General features: G+C 71.8%; 12 protein-coding genes and 1 tRNA gene. 6 read left to right on the forward strand and 7 right to left on the reverse strand.

Features of this window, described 5'->3' with window-relative positions:
• Positions 1-15: 15 nt before the first annotated feature.
• Positions 16-510, reverse strand: a complete 495-nt coding sequence (gene ruvX, locus DB32_RS22250; protein ID WP_169791513.1) for a Holliday junction resolvase RuvX — start codon at positions 508-510, stop codon at positions 16-18.
• A gap of 185 nt (positions 511-695) precedes the next feature.
• Here ruvX and DB32_RS22255 point away from each other — a divergent pair, with 185 nt between their 5' ends.
• The 3 genes from DB32_RS22255 (at position 696) to DB32_RS22265 (ending at position 5,870) form a co-directional block, all read left to right on the forward strand.
• Positions 696-4,421, forward strand: coding sequence for a serine/threonine-protein kinase (locus tag DB32_RS22255; protein WP_157069282.1), 3,726 nt, complete (start codon positions 696-698; stop codon positions 4,419-4,421).
• Between the two features lie 98 nt (positions 4,422-4,519).
• Positions 4,520-5,440, forward strand: coding sequence for a branched-chain amino acid transaminase (locus DB32_RS22260; protein ID WP_053234661.1), 921 nt, complete (start codon positions 4,520-4,522; stop codon positions 5,438-5,440).
• A gap of 4 nt (positions 5,441-5,444) precedes the next feature.
• Complete coding sequence (locus DB32_RS22265) at positions 5,445-5,870, forward strand: hypothetical protein (protein ID WP_053234662.1); 426 nt, start codon at positions 5,445-5,447, stop codon at positions 5,868-5,870.
• A 62-nt stretch (positions 5,871-5,932) separates the two neighbouring features.
• Here the strand turns inward: DB32_RS22265 and DB32_RS22270 are convergent, their stop codons facing one another.
• On the reverse strand, positions 5,933-6,634 hold the full coding sequence (locus DB32_RS22270; protein WP_053234663.1) for a zinc ribbon domain-containing protein: 702 nt from the start codon (positions 6,632-6,634) through the stop codon (positions 5,933-5,935).
• Positions 6,635-6,744: 110 nt separating this feature from the next.
• Positions 6,745-6,818, reverse strand: a tRNA-Ile gene (locus DB32_RS22275).
• Positions 6,819-6,975: 157 nt separating this feature from the next.
• Here DB32_RS22275 and DB32_RS22280 point away from each other — a divergent pair.
• Complete coding sequence (locus DB32_RS22280; protein ID WP_075097592.1) at positions 6,976-7,329, forward strand: four helix bundle protein; 354 nt, start codon at positions 6,976-6,978, stop codon at positions 7,327-7,329.
• A 127-nt stretch (positions 7,330-7,456) separates the two neighbouring features.
• Here the strand turns inward: DB32_RS22280 and rpoD are convergent, their stop codons facing one another.
• Together rpoD and dnaG are read right to left on the reverse strand one after the other, a co-directional pair.
• Complete coding sequence (gene rpoD, locus DB32_RS22285) at positions 7,457-9,454, reverse strand: RNA polymerase sigma factor RpoD (protein WP_240481237.1); 1,998 nt, start codon at positions 9,452-9,454, stop codon at positions 7,457-7,459.
• A gap of 108 nt (positions 9,455-9,562) precedes the next feature.
• A complete protein-coding gene (dnaG, locus tag DB32_RS22290; protein WP_169791514.1) occupies positions 9,563-11,596 on the reverse strand; it encodes a DNA primase in 2,034 nt (677 codons plus the stop codon).
• Between dnaG and DB32_RS22295 the strand changes: the two genes are divergently transcribed.
• Positions 11,531-12,505 (forward strand): cation diffusion facilitator family transporter, encoded by a 975-nt coding sequence (locus DB32_RS22295; RefSeq protein WP_053234666.1) that lies wholly within the window; start codon positions 11,531-11,533, stop codon positions 12,503-12,505. The genes dnaG and DB32_RS22295 overlap by 66 nt on opposite strands.
• Before the next feature lie 70 nt (positions 12,506-12,575).
• Here DB32_RS22295 and DB32_RS22300 read toward each other — a convergent pair whose 3' ends face one another.
• Positions 12,576-13,043, reverse strand: a complete 468-nt coding sequence (locus tag DB32_RS22300) for a hypothetical protein (RefSeq protein ID WP_053234667.1) — start codon at positions 13,041-13,043, stop codon at positions 12,576-12,578.
• A gap of 43 nt (positions 13,044-13,086) precedes the next feature.
• The gene (locus DB32_RS22305; protein ID WP_157069283.1) at positions 13,087-13,419 is read right to left on the reverse strand and encodes a PilZ domain-containing protein; all 333 of its coding nucleotides are present in this window, start codon (positions 13,417-13,419) and stop codon (positions 13,087-13,089) included.
• A 44-nt stretch (positions 13,420-13,463) separates the two neighbouring features.
• On the opposite strand from DB32_RS22305, the gene treY reads away from it, so the two are divergent.
• A complete protein-coding gene (treY, locus tag DB32_RS22310; RefSeq protein ID WP_083457629.1) occupies positions 13,464-16,286 on the forward strand; it encodes a malto-oligosyltrehalose synthase in 2,823 nt (940 codons plus the stop codon).
• Positions 16,287-16,312: the final 26 nt, after the last annotated feature.

Here is a 16,312-nt window from a genome sequence, read left to right on the forward strand (position 1 = left end):
CGGCTCGGCGCGCGCTCACGGATCCTCGTCGTCCTCGCGACGTGCGCGTGCCTCGCGCGCCGCCTTCGCGCGCTGGGCCTCGAGGTACGACTCGAGCAACAGCGCGGCGGCGATGCGATCGACCTTGCCGCGCCGATCACGGCTCGACGCGCCACCGGCCGCGAGCGCGCGATGCGCAGCCTGCGACGTCATGCGCTCGTCCCAGAGCACCACGCGACGACCGCTCGCCTTCGCGATCGCGCGTGCCAGCGATCGCGCGTGGCGTGACGACGGCCCTTCGCGACCGTCGAGCCCGAGCGGCAGGCCGACGACGATCTCGCCCGCGTCCTCCTCCTCGGCGATCTTCGCGATCGCGCGCGCGGTCGCCTCGTCCGACACGTGCTCGATCGTGTCGCGCGGGGACGCGAGCATCCCTTCGTCGTCGGCGACCGCGACGCCGACGCGCCGCGTGCCGGGATCGATGCCGAGCCGTCGCAAACGCCCTCGCGCGTCGGTGTACCAGCGACGCACGCAGCTGGCCAACGTCCGTCCCGCCCGTCCGACGAGGTCGGGTCAGCGCGCCCGGGCGCGCGCGATCGGGGCCATCGCGTCGAAGGCGCGCGCTCCGTCGGCTCTGGTATATTCGCGCGTTTCGAGCCGCGGACGGCACGGTGGTCGCACGGGAAGAGCACGAACGCTTCGAGCTGCGACAGCACGTGACGTCGACCGCGATGTCGGAGGTGTGGCGCGCGCGGGATCGCGTCACCGGTCGCGACGTCGCGCTGAAGCTGATCGCGGTCACGACGAATGCCGATCGTGATCGCTTCGTGCGCGAGCACGTGTTGCTCGCGGGCATCACGCATCCCGGGATCGTCGGATACGTCGCGCACGGGACGACCGAGCGCGGCGACGCGTGGCTCGCGATGGAGTGGGTCGAAGGCGAGACGCTCCAGGCGCGGCTCGCGCAGCGCGAGCTCACCGTGATCGAGTCGGTGCGCCTCGTCGCCGCGATCGCGCACGCGCTCGGTGTCGCGCACGCGCGCGGCATCGTGCACCGCGACGTGAAGCCCGGGAACGTGATGCTCACGGAGCACGGGCCGAAGCTGCTCGACTTCGGCATCGCGCGGCACGGGCTCGGCGATCGCGTCACCGCCACCGGCGCGCTGATCGGGACGCCGGGGTACATGGCGCCCGAGCAGGCGCGCGGCGAGCTCGTGATCGACGCGCGAGCCGACGTGTTCGCGCTGGGCTGCGTGCTCTATCGCTGTCTCGCGCATCGCCCCGCGTTCCCGGGCGACGCGATCGTGAACGTCCTCGTCGATCTCGCGGCGGGCCGCTACGAGCCGCTCGACCGTGTCCGACCGGGGCTCCCGGGACCGTTGCTCGCGCTCGTCGCGCGCATGCTCGATCGTGATCCCGCGCGCCGTCCGCTCGACGCGCGCGAGGTCGCCGCCGCGCTCGACGCGCTCGAGCCCGCGCTGCCGCGTCACGAGCTGCCGCTCGCGACGGCGGTGCTCGGCGAGGACGAGCAGCGGCTCGTCTCCGTGGTGCTGGCATCGATCACGCGCGCCGCGTCGCGCCGCGCCGTCGTCGCCGCGCTGCGTCCGCTCGGGGTCGAGCCCGAGTGGCTGTCCGATCACGTGCTCGTCACGCTGCGCGGGACCAGCACCGCGACCGATCTCGCGGCGCGCGCGGCGCGATGCGCGCTCGTGCTCCAAGCCGTGCTCCCCGAGTCGCCGATCGCGATCGCGACGGGCCGCGCGGTGTTCGCGGCGTCGACGCTCCTCGGCGAGGCGCGCGATCGCGCCGAGGCTCTGCTGCGCGACACCCGCGGCGCGACGGTCGCGATCGACGACGCCACCGCGGGCTTGCTCGATGCGCGCTTCGAGGTCGCGAAGCACGAGGCGGGGCTCGAGCTCCGCGCGATGCGCGACGTCGCGCGTCCCGACGAAGGGCGCGCGCTCGGCACGCGCCTGCCGTTCGCGGGTCGCGAGCGCGAGCTCGCGATGATCGACGCGACGCTCGACGAGTGCATCGAGGCGCGCGTCGCGCGCGTGGTGCTCGTCACCGGCCCGCCGGGCGTGGGCAAGTCGCGGCTCGCGGCGGAGCTCGTGATGCGCGTCGAGGCGCGCGGCGACGTCGCGGTGGTGCCCGCGCGCGCCGACAGCGTGGGCCGGCGATCGGCGTGGCAGCTCGCGGCGCGCATCGCGCGACGCGTGCTCGGCATCGACGCCGCGCAGGACGTGACCGCGCAGCGCGAGCGAATCGCCGAATGGGCGGCGCGCGCGATGCCCGAGCCCGATCGCGCGCGCACCGCGACGTTCCTCGCGGAGCTCGTCGGCGCGCGGATCCCGGACGACGCCGGAGACGCGCTCCTCGCCGCGGCGCGACAGGACCCGATGCGCATGGGCGATCAGCTCCGCCGCGCGTTCCAGGACCTGCTCGCCGCGTCGTGCGATCGCGGCCCGCTGATGCTCGTGCTCGAGGATCTGCACTGGGCCGATCTGCCCTCGATTCGCCTGCTCGACGGCGCGCTGCGCGCGCTCGCGGAGCGCCCGGTGCTCGTGCTCGGCCTCGCGCGCCCCGAGGTGCACGAGCAGTTCCCCGCGCTCTGGGCGGAGCGCGGCGCGTCGCAGCTGCGCCTCGGTGAGCTCGGGCGTCGCACGTGCGAGCGCCTCGCGCGCAGCGTGCTCGGCGACGACGCGCCCGCGGCGCTGGTCGCGCGCGTCGTCGAGCGCTGCGCGGGCAACGCGCTCTTCCTCGAGGAGATCCTGCGGCGCGTGGCGCAGCAGCCGGGTGAGGACGCGCTGCCCGAGTCGGTGCTCGCGATGCTCCAGGTCCGCCTCGAGTCGCTCTCGGGCCCGGCGCGCCGCCTCGCGCGCGCGGCGAGCGTGTTCGGGAGGGACGCGCCGCTCGCCGGCGTGATCGCGCTCCTCGGGACCACGGATCCGATCGACGACGCGCTCCGCGAGCTCGTCGAGCACGAGGTCCTCGAGCAGCGCGGCACCGGCTTCGCGCGCGATCGCGAGCTCTCGTTCCGCCACGAGCTCGTGCGCGAGGCCGCGTACGACATGCTCACCGACGAGGATCGCAGCCTCGGTCATCGCCTCGCGGCCGCGTGGCTCGAGCGCAGCGGCGCGCACGATGCGACGCTGCTCGCGGAGCACCTGCAGCGCGGCAGCGAGCCGACGCTCGCGATCGTGTGGCTCGAGCGCGCGGGCGAGCAGGCGCTCGAGGGCGGCGACTTCGAAGGCGCGGTCGAGCACGCACGTCGCGCCCTCGCGCTCGGTGCCGCCGAGCGCGTCGGCTCGATCGCGATGATCGAGGTGGAGGCGCTCGCGTGGAGCGGGCGCTTCGCCGAGCTTCACGACGCGGCGCGCGCGGTCATGAGCGGAGCACCGCCGGGGAGCCCGCTGTGGAGCCGCGCGGCGTCCGCGCTGCTCTTCGCGGGCAGCGCGCTCCCGATCGCGCGAGCGGCCGAGATCATCGGACAGATCATCACGGCCGAGCTCCCCGACGACGCGCGCTCGGTGCAGGTGCGCGCCCACGCGATCGCGGCGATCGTGCTCTATCGCGCGGGGCAGATCGCGATCGCCGATCCCATCCTCGCGCGGCTCGCGCGGATCGACGACCCCGAGCGCGACCCGGGCACGCTCGCGTGGATCGAGCTCGTGCGCGTCTATCGCGCGCGCTTCGGCGACGGCGATCCCGCGGCCGCGCGCGCCCATGCCGAGCGCGCCGCGCGCCACGCCGAGCGCGCCGGTGATGCGGGCGCGCTCGGGCTCGCGCGGATCGACGTCGCGTACTCGAGCCTCGGCCTCGGCCTCGTCGACGAAGCGCTCGATGCCGCGCGGCTCGCGGTCGACGCCGGCGAGACGCACGGCGCGGGCTTCCTCGTCGCGTACGCGCGCGGCGTGCTCGGGCTCGCGCTCGCGCGTCGCGGGCGCCTCGCCGAAGCGCGCGCGGAGCTCGAGGGCTGCATCGTGCGCGCCGATGCCGCGGGCGACGGAGTGAATCAGGGCTTCGCGCGCAACCTGCTCGCGACGGTCGCGCTCGCGGAGGGCGACGCGCAGCGAGCACGCCGCCTCGCCGACGAAGCGCTCGCCGCGCCCATCCCGCCCACGACGCGCGCGTACGCGGCCGCGACCGCGTCGAGCGCGGCGCTCGCGTGCGGCGACGTCGACGCCGCGTGCAACCTCGCCGACGATGCGTGGCGATCGCTCGCGCTCACCGGCGCACCGGAGATCGCGCACGGCGTCATCGCTCGCGCGCGCATCACAGCGCTCGTCGCCCGCGGAGATCACGACGCTGCGCGCGCCGCGCTCACCGAAGCACGCGCGCGCCTCGCGACGCGCGCCGCGCGCATCGACGATCCGCACTGGCGCGCTGCATTCGATGCGCTCCCCGAGCACGCGTGGCTCTCGAGCGACGACGTCGCGTGACGCATCGCGTCGCTCGCAGGCCCTGGGTTCTGCGCGAAAAGGACCTTGGAGCGCCCATCGTCGGTTGCTAGAACGCCCGTCTCCGAGGAGGCAGCGCGATGGTGGATCGGGTGGCGAAGATCTGGATGGACGGGCGTCTGGTGGACTGGGACGCCGCGCAGGTCCACGTGCTCACGCACACCCTCCACTACGGCCTCGGAACGTTCGAGGGCATCCGCGCCTACGAGACCCACGACGGGCGCACCGCGATCTTCCGGCTGCGCGAGCACGTCCGCCGCCTCTTCGACTCGGCGAAGATCTGCACGATCCCGATGCCGTACACGCAGGATCAGATCGTCGATGCGTGCATCGAGACGGTCCGCGCGAACGGCCTCAGCAGCTGCTACTTGCGCCCGCTCGTGTTCCTCGGCGACGGCGCGATGGGCCTCGGCGCGATCAACCCGACACGCGTGTCGATCGCGGTGTGGAAGTGGGGCGCGTACCTCGGCGAAGAAGGTCTCGCGAAGGGCATCCGCGCGAAGGTCAGCTCGTTCACGCGCCCCGGCATCAACATGCTGATGTCGAAGGGCAAGGTCTCGGGCCACTACGTGAACAGCGTGCTCGCGAAGCGCGAGGTGATCGCCGCGGGCTACCAGGAAGCGATCATGCTGGACGCGCAGGGCCGCGTGTCCGAGGCGACCGGCGAGAACGTGTGGCTCGTGCGCGACGGAGTCGTCGCGACCGCGCCGTACGGCGGATCGATCCTCGGCGGGATCACGCGGGACACACTGCTGACGATCCTGCGCGACGATCTCGGCCTCGAGGTGCAGGAGCGCGACATCACGCGCGACGAGCTCTGGATCGCCGACGAGGTCTTCATGTGCGGCACCGCAGCGGAGGTGACGCCGGTGCGCGAGATCGACGACCGACAGATCGGCGCCGGTGCGCGCGGCCCGCTGACGAAGAAGGTGCAGGACCGCTACTTCGAGGTCGTGCGCGGCGTTCGTCCGCCGGTCGCGGAGTGGCTCACGTACGTCTGAGCGCGTGACCCGCATCCGCCGCGCGCTCTCGCTCGTGGTCGCGCTCGCGTCGCTCGTCGCGGCGTGGGCGCTCACGCAGCCGTTCCATCACGTCGTCGTCGCGACGACCGGCGGCGACGAGCGTCTGCTGCACACCGGGATCACGCACCACTCGTGGGGCCTGATGTTCGTGCCCACTGCGATCGTGCTCGCGGCGATCGGCATCGCCGGCGCGTGGAGCGCGAGACCACGCGCGCGCACGTTCGCGATCGCGACCGGTGTCGCGTCGATCGCGTGGTCGCTCGTGGTGCTCACCGACGGCCTGCTCACGGACTACCTGATGACGCGCGAGAGCGCGCTCTTCGGCGAGCAGGTGTTCGTCGCAGCGCGCATCGCGATCGCGCTCGCGGGAGTCCCGCTGCTCGTCGTCGCGGCGCGCGAGCGAGCGTAGAAAGAAGAACGCCCGCGACCTCGCGGTCACGGGCGTTCGTTCGCTCGTCGCGCGAGACGCGCTCAGTCGCCGAGCACGTCCTTGTGGAAGACGATCCGCTGGCACATCTGGCACTGCATGATCTCGGTGCCGCGCTGTAGCTGGATGAAGCGCTGCGGCGGCATCTGCATGCGACAGCCGACGCACGTCTCGCCGACGACCTCGCAGACCGCAGGCGTCAGCTTGGTACGCAGCCGGTCGTAGAGGCGGATGTATTGCTTGTCGATCTTCTTCGCGTAGTCGTCGCGACCCGCGACCACGCGCTCGCGCTCTGCGCGGAGCTCTCCGAGCTTCGTCTCGGCGGCGGCCTCCGACGCGGCCAGCTCGGCCTTCTGCTCGTCGAGCGTCTTCGTCGGATCCGCGAGCGCCGCGGTGATCTGCGCGATCTTCTCGCGAAGCCGCTCCTTCTCGGTCTCGCCGTCCTTGATGGACTTGCGGATCGAGTCGAGCTCGCGCTCGGCCGCTTCGGCCTCGCGCATCGTGCGCGCCTTCGCGCTCTTCCCCTTCGCCTTCGAGAGCGCGTCGTTGCGCGAGGCGATGTCGTTGTCCTGCTGCGCGAGCAGGCGTTCGGCTTCGGTGATGGTCGAGCGCTGACGCTCGACCAGTGCTTCGAGGGCGCGAACCGCGGCGCGGCGCTCGTCGAGCTCGGCCGGGATGCCCTTCAGTCGATCATCGATTCCACGGGCCTGGGAATCGATCTCCGCGAGCTTGACCAGCGCCCTCAACTGTTCCCGCAAAGTCGTCCGCTCCTCGTGGCCCGGGCGTGTACCCCTCTTCGCGGTCGGAAGCAAGTCGGGCGCCGCCGACCCCGAGGTGCGGACGACGCGATCGACAGTAGGCCCACCTGGACTCGAACCAGGACACGCCCCGTTATGAGCGGGGAGCTCTGACCGATTGAGCTATGGGCCCGTCCGCTCGAGAGGTTCTCGAGCGCGTCAGGTTCTAGCGAGTCGGCGGCGGTGGAACAACCGTGCACGAGCACGTGGCACGTGCACGTGGACGAGTCACGACGCGGCTCACGCGGTCGGCGGCGCAGCGCTCCGCATCACGGGTCGATACGCGCCTCATGCTCGACTACGAGAAGCTGGACGCCTATCAGGTCTCGCTCGATCTCCTCTCCGAAGCGCTCGTCATCGCTTCGCAGGTCCCGCGCGGCTATGGCCCCGTTTCGGATCAACTCCGTCGCGCGGCGCTCTCGGTGCCGCTCAACATCGCGGAGGGAGTCGGGCGGCACGACTTCAAGGATCGACGACGCTGCTTCACCATCGCCCGCGGATCAGCGATGGAATGCGGCGCGCTCTTCGACGTCTTCGCACGCTTGCCCGACACACGCCCGGAACGCGCGCAGAGTGCCAAGCAGCTCGTCCGACGCGTCGTCGCGATGCTGACTCGAATGGGCGCGGCGCCGACCGAGACCTGACCCGCCGCGACGCCGCGTCGTGACTCGTACACGTGCACGTGCCACGTGCTCGTGCACGGCTGTTCCACCGCTCGCAGAAGCTCGAAGCCCCGGCGGTCTCTCGACCCCGGGGCTCCTTCTCGCTCGCTCAGTTGTTCTCGATGAACGACCGAAGCTGCTTGCTCCTCGAGGGATGCCTCAGCTTCCTCAGCGCCTTCGCCTCGATCTGACGGATGCGCTCGCGCGTCACCTCGAAGTCCTGACCGACCTCTTCGAGCGTGTGGTCGCTCTTCTCGCCGATGCCGAAGCGCATGCGGAGGACCTTCTCTTCGCGCGGCGTCAGCGTCTTGAGCACACGACGCGTCTGCTCCTCGAGGTTCATGTTGATGACCGCCTCGATCGGGCTGACCACCGACTTGTCCTCGATGAAGTCTCCGAGATGCGAGTCTTCCTCCTCGCCGATCGGAGTCTCGAGCGAGATGGGCTCCTTCGCGATCTTCAGGACCTTGCGGACCTTGTCGAGCGGCATCTCCATCTTCTCGGCGATCTCCTCCGGCGTCGGCTCGCGGCCGAGCTCCTGGACGAGATAACGCGAGGTCCGGATCAGCTTGTTGATCGTCTCGATCATGTGGACCGGGATGCGGATCGTGCGCGCCTGATCGGCGATCGCGCGCGTGATCGCCTGCCGGATCCACCACGTGGCGTACGTGCTGAACTTGTAGCCGCGGCGGTACTCGAACTTGTCGACCGCCTTCATCAATCCGATGTTGCCCTCCTGGATCAGATCCAGGAACTGCAGGCCGCGGTTCGTGTACTTCTTCGCGATGCTCACGACGAGGCGAAGGTTCGCCTCGACGAGCTCCGCCTTCGCCTTCTCCGCGTCGCGCTCACCCTCGTGCAGCTCGCGGTACGTCGCGCGCAGGTTGTCGACGGGGAGACCGAGCTCCTCCTCGACCTTCTTGATCCCGCGACGCGCCTCCGCGATCTCCTCGAGGATCTCCTTCAGCTGATCGGGCTCCGCGCCGATCTTCTTCGAGAGACGCTTCGCGGTCGCCGCGTTGTCCTGCATCTCGCGGAGCGCCTGGCGGATCGCCTTCTCCGTGAGCCCGCCCGCGCGACGCTCGGCCTCGTTGATCTGCGTCTCCGCGCGCTCGACGCGGCGCACGAAGCCCTTGATCGTGTTGACGAGCCGGTCGATCTGCTTCCGGTTCAGGCGCAGCTCGCGCAGCGTGTCGAAGCGCTCGCGACGGATCTTGTCCATCTGCTGCTCGGCCTGCTTCCGCGCGCGGTCGCTGACCTTCTTCGCAGCCTCGAGCTCTTCCTTGATCTTCTGGTGCTGACCCTCGAGGCGCTTGACCTTGTCGATGAGGCGGACGACGCGGTTCTTCCACTCCTCCTCGTCGACCTCCTGGCCTTCCTCGGTGGTCTCCTCTTCCTTGCAGATCTCGCGGACGCGGATCTTGCCCTTCTTGAGCTTCTCGCCGAGCTCGATGACCTCGCCGAGGCCGACCTTCGAGGAGAGGATGACCTCGAAGACCTTGTTCTCGCCCTCTTCGATGCGACGCGCGATCTCGACCTCGCCCTCGCGCGTGAGGAGCGAGACCGAGCCCATCTTCCGCAGGTACATGCGGACCGGGTCGTTGCTCTTCGTGTTCATCGCGTCGTCGACGCTCGGCGGCGCCGCCGACGTGGCCTGACGGCGCTCGGGCGCGGGGCTGTCGTCGTCGTCGTCGTCGTCCGACGCCTCGGGGCGACGCTGGACGCCCGAGACCTCGCGGTCGGGGCGCTCGCGACGCGCCTTCGCGGCGGTCGCCTTGCCCTCGTTCGCGCTGTCGACGACGTCGATCGACTCGTCGCCGAGCAGCATCATGAGGTCGTCGATCTGCTCGGAGCTGACCATCTCCGGCGGCAGCGCCTCGTTCACCTCGTCGTAGGTGAGGAAGCCCTTGCTGCGGCCCTTGTCGAGCAGCGCCTGGACCTCCTTGCGCTCGCGACCGAGGAGACGGCGACCGCCGCTGCTCGGAGGCGGAGGCAGGCTCGAAGCCCGAGGCTCGAACTCCTCGCCGTCGTCGTCCGCCTCGGCGTCCTGGGACTTCGCATCCCTCGCCTTCGCCGGCTTGCGCCCCGACGCCCCGTTCCTCTCCACCATCTTCACCTCGTGGTGCCCGCGCTCACGGGTCCCTGGTCGATCGTCCTCGCGTCCCCGTCCCTCGTCGCCGCGCTCTCTCCCCCACGGTGAGCACGGCCCCTCGAACTAACTCTTCTCGGCGCTCGGCTGCGGCTGCGCGGCCATGCGATAGAGCTCGTCGCGACGTCGCATCAGCTCGGTCGCGCGCTCCACGTCTCCACGGACCAGCGCCTGCTTGATCAGCGGCGCGAGCGCTCGCAGCTCCCGCTCGATGCGGCGCTTCCGCAAATGCGGCAATGCCGTCCGGAGGAACGACTCGGCGCCTGCTGCATCGAAGGTCTGGACCGACAAACGCTCCTCGAGCCAAGTGCGGGCCGGACTCTCCCCGATCGAGGCGAGCAGCGCCGCAGCGTCCACCACCCCACGCGAGCCCACCAGATGCGCCGCGTGGCGAAGAATGGCCCGAAGATCTTCGGACGTCAAAAGGGCGTCGAGCATTGCGGCCTCACTGGATCCCAGGAGGCCAGGGTGATCGAGCATCGCGCCGACGACATCTTTCTCTATCTCCGGGTACTCGGGAGGAGGCGACGGGGGCTTCGGAGCGGTGTCGGGGGGGGACCCTTGGGTGGGCTTTCGCGTCGGCTGACGAATTCCCTTGCGGAGTTGTCGCCGAACTGCTTCCAGGTCGTGGATCTCGAACGCCTGGGCGATCCGCTCGACCCACAGGCGCGCCTCGACCGGGTTGCGGATCGCCATCAGCACCGGGCCGAGCGACTCGATCGCGGCAGCGCGCGCCGCGGGATCGGCACCGGCGTCGGCGGCGGACGACTCGATCAGGTGCTCGACGATCGGCAGGCCGGCCGCGATCAGGTCGCGCAATGCCTCGGGGCCCTTCGCGCGCACGTAGCTGTCGGGATCCTCGCCCGGCGGGAGCGACGCGACCTTCGTCACGAGCGCCTCGCCCGAGAGCAGCGGGTGCGCCGCGGCGACTGCCTTGCGCCCTGCGCGATCGCCGTCGAACAGCAGCGTGACCTTCGCGACGTAGCGGCGCAGGAGCTTCGCCTGCATCGCGGTGAACGCGGTGCCGAGCGGCGCGACGACGTTCTTGTGGCCCGCCTGGTGGACGGCGAGCACGTCGAAGTTGCCCTCGCAGAGGATCGCGTGCGACTCGCGGCGGAGATCGACGCGCGCTTCGTGGAGGCCGAAGAGGAGCTCGCCCTTCTTGTAGAGCGGGCCCTCGGGCGAGTTGACGTACTTCGCGGGCGGGTCCTGGCCCTCGCGGGGCGGATCGTTCGGCGGGGGATCGAGGATGCGGCCGGAGAACGCGACGATGCGCCCGTGCACGTCGGCGATGGGGAACATCAGCCGATGGCGGAAGCGGTCGTAGTACCCGTCGCCGCTGCGGCGCGGGACGATGAGGCCCGCGTTCTCCGCGTCGCGTGCCGAGAAGCCGCGCTCGGCGAGGAAGCGCGCGAGGTGATCCCAGCCGTGCGGCGCGTATCCGAGCCGGTAGGTGCGCGCGGTCTCGAGCGTCACGCTGCGCTTCAGGATCGCGTCGCGCGCCATGCCGCCGAGCGGGTGCTCGTCGATCATCTTCACGAAGAAGCCCGCGGCGGCCTCGGTGCACGCGAGCAGGCGATCGCGCTCCTGGCGCGCCTGGCGGTGCGCGGCCTCTTCGCGCGCGTCCTCGGGGGCGATCTCGATCCCCGCGCGCTCCGCGAGCATCCGCGCGGCCTCGATGAAGCTGCGGCCCTCGAGCTTCATCACGAACGCGAACGCGTCGCCCGAGGCCTGACAGCCGAAGCAGTGGAAGAACTGGCGCTCCGGATGGACGTGGAACGACGGCGTCTTCTCGGAGTGGAACGGGCAGAGCCCCTTGAACTGCGCGCCCGCCCGCTTGAGGGCGACGTACTCGCCGATGAGCGCGACGACGTCGGTTCGTTCGCGGATCTCCGCGATCTTGTCGTCTGCGATCACGCGACCGGGGACTCTGGTGGATGGATGCGTGATCAGCAACGGGGACGAGGTGGGCGCGCGTGAGCGAGCGCCCGTGCGCGTGCGCGGAGCGGGGCGCGGGGCAATAGGATCGGTCGAGTGGGCGCCCACCACGATCACCACCACCACGATCACGACCACGCGCACGATCACGGGCACGACCACGCGGCGGAGATGCGCTCGGCGCCGGCGCGCGCGCTGGGGATCGCGTTCGCGCTGACCGCCACGTTCATGATCGTCGAGGCGGTCGGGGGCGTGGTCTCGAACAGCCTCGCGCTGCTCTCGGACGCAGGGCACATGCTCTCCGACGCGGGCGCGCTCGCGCTGGCGCTCGCAGCCCAGCGCATGGCGGAGCGACCGCGCACGCGAGAGCGCACGTTCGGGTTCCGTCGCGCCGAGACGCTCGCCGCGCTCGCGAACGCCGCGGCGCTCGCGGCGAGCGCGGTGCTCGTCGTCGTCGAGGCGATGCGGCGCTTCGCGACGCCGCAGCCGATCGAGGGCGGGTGGATGCTCGTCGTCGCGACCGTGGGCCTCGCGGTCAACCTCGTGTGCGCGTGGGTGCTCTCGCGCGGGCGCACGACGGCGAACGTGAACGTGCGCGCCGCGCTCGCGCACGTGCTCGCGGACGCGGCGGGCTCGGTCGCGGCGATGGCGGCCGGCGCGGCCGTGATCTGGCTCGGCTGGACGTGGGCGGACGCGGCGAGCTCGCTGCTGATCGCGATCCTGATCGCGATCGCGTCGTGGCGGCTGGTGCGCGCGGCGACGCGCGTGTTGATGGAGGCCGCGCCCGCCGGGCTGGACGTGCACGCGCTCGAGCGGACGATCCGCGAGACGCGCGGAGTCGCGGACATGCACGACCTGCATGCGTGGCGCATCGAGGAAGGCTTCGACGCGGTGACGGTGCACGTCGTGCTCGTGCCGGGCGCGCACGGCGTGGAGGTCGCGTCGGAGGTGTCGTCGCGCATCCACGAGGTGCACGGGATCCAGCACGTGACGGTGCAGCCCGAAGCGCCCTCGCGCGAGAGCGAGCTGGTGCCGGTGAGCGCGCTGACGCGGCGCGCGTCGAAACCGTAGCAGCCCGCTGGCCGGTGCCGGCATCGGAGCGGAGCCGGCATCGTCGGATGCTGGACGTCGTGCGGCTAGGTCACGCGCGCTCGATGCGACGGAAGCTCACCGCGAGCACGCGGCCGGCGCTCGACTCCACGAGCGCGCCGTAGCGGCACTTCTCGACGAGCGTGCCCTCGTGCGCGACGCCGCGGCGATCGTGGTAGCGCACGCGCGTGCCCTCGCTGAGCGCGGCGAACCGCGAGGCATCGGCCGCGACCGGCGCGAGCGCGGGATCCATCGGTCCTTCGGCGTCAACGCAGCTCGAGCGCGCGACACGACGCAAGCGCCCTTCCCCGATCCACACGTCGCGCTCCTCGGCGGACGCGAACACGATCACGCCCGACACGCGCGACGACGCCTCGATCACCTGCACGAGCGCGCCGGCCTCGGGCGACGTCGACGCTCGGCCGCCGAGCGACGCGCGCGCCTCGTCGACGGTCGGCGCGCGCGTGGGGACGTGCACGGCGCCGAAGGTGGGCAGGTGGTAGCGCGAGCGGTCGGACATCGAGCGGACCAGAGCCTGTGGCCGCGATCCAGGTTTGGCGAGGTCAGGCCGTCGCGACCGCGGGCGAGCGCGCCAGCAGCCCTTCGATCTCGGGCACCGCGCGCTCGAACTCGACCGCGATGCGCCAGCGCCACGGACCGTCCGGCTGGTTCTCCTCGACGCGCAGCACGCGCCCGCGCGCGCTCTGCTCGGGCGTGCCCTCGCGCAGGCGGAACGTGACGGTGACCTCCGCGCCGGGCTCGATGCGCCCCGGGCACGCCATCAAGAGCCCGCCCGAGCTCACGTCGTAGCTGATGGCGATGCCCGATCCGTCGGCGCTGCTCACCGAGATCGGGAACCACACCGCGTGACGCTCGTGCTCGCGTCGCTCCTGCATCGCCACCTCCCCCGAGCACCAGAGCGTATCGCAGTCGCGAGGGCATGGGATCGCGCCTCCTGGTGCCCAGGTGGTGGGCACCGCTCATGCGCGTCCCGCTCTCCACCTATCGAATCCAGCTCCGGCAAGGCGTCGATCTGCGCGCGGCGCGCGCGCTGCTCGACTACCTCGAGGCGCTCGGCGTGACCGACGTCTATCTCTCGCCGATCCTCGAGGCCGAGCCCGAGAGCACACACGGCTACGACGTCGTCTCGCACGAGCGCATCGATCCCGTGCTCGGCGGCGAGCGCGACCTCGAGGCCCTCGCGCGCGACGCGCACGCGCGCGGGATGGGCGTGATCGTCGACTTCGTGCCCAACCACGTCAGCGTCGCGAGCGATCGCAACGCGCTGTGGCAGGACCTGCTCACGTACGGGCGCGGGTCGAGCGCCGCGTCGGTCTTCGACGTCGAGTGGTCGCCGCCGCGGATCGGGCTCGAGGGCCGCATCCTGCTGCCGGTCCTCGGGGACATGTACGGACGCGTGCTCGAGAAGGGCGAGCTGCGCCTCGCGCGGCACGGCGGGCACGTGCGGCTCGACTACTGGGAGCGCGCGCTGCCGCTCGCGCCGTCGACGCTCGCGCCGGTCGTCGCGAGCGCGGTGGAGCGACTGCCCGAGATCGATCCGTCGCGCGCGCGCCTCGCGAAGATCGCGCGTGCGCTCGCGGAGCTGCCGGGGCCGCGCGAGGCGGATCCCGAGGCGGCGCGGCGCGCACGCGAGCTCGATCGCGCGCTCGCCGAGGCGATCGAGGACGATGCGCAGATCGCGGGCGCGATCGACGCTGCGGTCGCGGAGTACAACGGCTCGCCCGGCGATCCCGCGAGCTTCGACGCGCTGCACGCGATGATCGAGCAGCAGGTCTATCGCCCGAGCGCGTGGCGCCTCGCGCTCGAGTCGATCAACTACCGGCGCTTCTTCGACGTCGATCACCTCGCCGCGATCCGGATGGAGCGGCCCGAGGTGTTCGACGCCGCGCACCGCACGCTGCTGTCCTGGATCGGCCGCGGGCTCGTCGACGGAGTGCGGCTCGATCACACGGACGGGCTCGCCGATCCCGCGGGGTACTTCGTCGCGCTGCAGGAGGGCGCGGCGCGCGCGCGAGGCGAGGACGGACGCGCGATCTGGGTCGTGGCGGAGAAGATCCTCGCGCAGCACGAGAAGCTCCCGTCGGGCTGGGCGATCGACGGCACGACGGGATACGAGACCGCGCGGATCTTCACGGGGGTGCTCGTCGATCCGCGCGGCGTCGCGCGCAATCTCGCGTTCTATCGGCGCTTCACGGGCGACGGGCTCTCGTTCGAGGAGCACTCGTACGTGTCGAAGCGCATGGTGCTGCGCACGACGTTCGCGAGCGAGGTGCGCGCGCTCGCCGACGATCTCGAGCGCCTCGCCGCGGCCGATCGACAGTGGTGCGATCTCACGCCGAGCGCGCTGACGGTCGCGCTCGAAGAGACGATCGCGGCGTTCCCCACCTATCGCTCGTACGTGCGTCCGGACGGCGCGCGCGAGCGCGACGACGACGCGCTCATCAACCGCGCGCTGCGGCGCGCCCGCAAGCGGAGCCCGGAGCGCGTCGCGGATGCGTTCGACTTCCTCGAGCAGCTGCTGATGGATCCGTCGCTCGAGCCCGGCGGCACGCGCGCGCACCTCGTGATGCGCTTCCAGCAGCTCACCGGCCCGGCGACCGCGAAGGCGATCGAGGACACCGCGTTCTATCGCTACGTGCCGTTCCTCGCCGCGAACGAGGTCGGCGCGGAGCCCGGCGCGCCCGCGGTGTCCGTCGAGGACTTCCACCGCGCGAACCTCGAGCGGCTCGAGCGATGGCCGGCCTCGATGACGACGACGTCGACCCACGACGCCAAGCGCGGCGAGGACGCGCGCGCGCGGCTCGCGGTGCTCGCCGAGCGTCCCGACGTGTGGCGGCACGCGGTGACGCGCTGGTCGCGCGCGCATGCGGACAAGCGCACGCAGCTCGAGGACGGGAGCGTGGCGCCGGTGCCGCGCGACGAGATGCTCGTCTATCAGGCGCTCGTGGGCGCGTGGCCGCACGTGCGCGAGGAGCGCGCGGCGGTTCGCGACCGGATGCTCGGCTTCGTCGAGAAGGCGCTGCGCGAGGCGAAGGAGCTCTCGTCGTGGATCCGTCCCGACGCGGAGTACGAAGGCGCGACGAAGCGGTTCGTGGAGCGCCTGCTCGAGGACGCGTCGTTCGTGGCGGAGCTCGAGGGGCTGCTCGCGACGATGCGGAGCGCGGCGATCTCGAACTCGCTCGCGCAGGTCGTGCTGCGCACGGCGAGCCCCGGCGTGCCCGATCTCTATCAGGGCTCCGAGGCGTGGAACCTCTCGCTGGTGGATCCCGACAATCGGCGACCGGTCGCGTTCGACACGCTGCGCGAGGCGCTGACCGAGCTGCGCGGCGCGCGCGATCCCGAGGCGCTCGCAGAGGCGCTGCTCGGCGCGCCCGAGGACGGTCGCGTGAAGCTCTGGGTCACGCATCGCGCGCTCGACGCGCGACGTCGCGAGCGTGAGCTCTACCTGCGCGGCGCGTACGTCGCGCTCACGGGAGACGAGCACACCGTCGCGTTCGCGCGGGTGCTCGACGAGCGCGTGCACCTCGCGATCACCACGCGCCTGCCCTTCGCGCTGGCGGGCGAGAGTGCGCCGATCGGCGAGGCGTGGGGCGAGCGCCGGGTGCGCGGCGACGCGCTCGCGGACGGGATGCGCTTCGCCGACGTGCTCACCGGACGCACGCACCAGGCGCAGGACGGATTGCGCCTCGCCGACGTGCTCGCGGTGCTGCCTTGCGCCGTGCTCGAGCGCGTCGGGAGCTGATGCACCGCGCGCCACACGCGCGACAT

The sequence above is a fragment of the Sandaracinus amylolyticus genome (assembly GCF_000737325.1).
Taxonomy (GTDB): domain Bacteria; phylum Myxococcota_A; class Polyangia; order Polyangiales; family Sandaracinaceae; genus Sandaracinus; species Sandaracinus amylolyticus.

Bases quoted from the DNA above. Each gene is read 5' to 3' on its own strand.
- DB32_RS22300 (WP_053234667.1), bottom strand. From the start codon at position 13,043: ATGTCCGACCGCTCGCGCTACCACCTGCCCACCTTCGGCGCCGTGCAC.
- DB32_RS22260 (WP_053234661.1), top strand. From the start codon at position 4,520: ATGGTGGATCGGGTGGCGAAGATCTGGATGGACGGGCGTCTGGTGGAC.
- treY (WP_083457629.1), top strand. From the start codon at position 13,464: ATGGGATCGCGCCTCCTGGTGCCCAGGTGGTGGGCACCGCTCATGCGC.
- DB32_RS22305 (WP_157069283.1), bottom strand. From the start codon at position 13,419: ATGCAGGAGCGACGCGAGCACGAGCGTCACGCGGTGTGGTTCCCGATC.
- DB32_RS22280 (WP_075097592.1), top strand. From the start codon at position 6,976: ATGCTCGACTACGAGAAGCTGGACGCCTATCAGGTCTCGCTCGATCTC.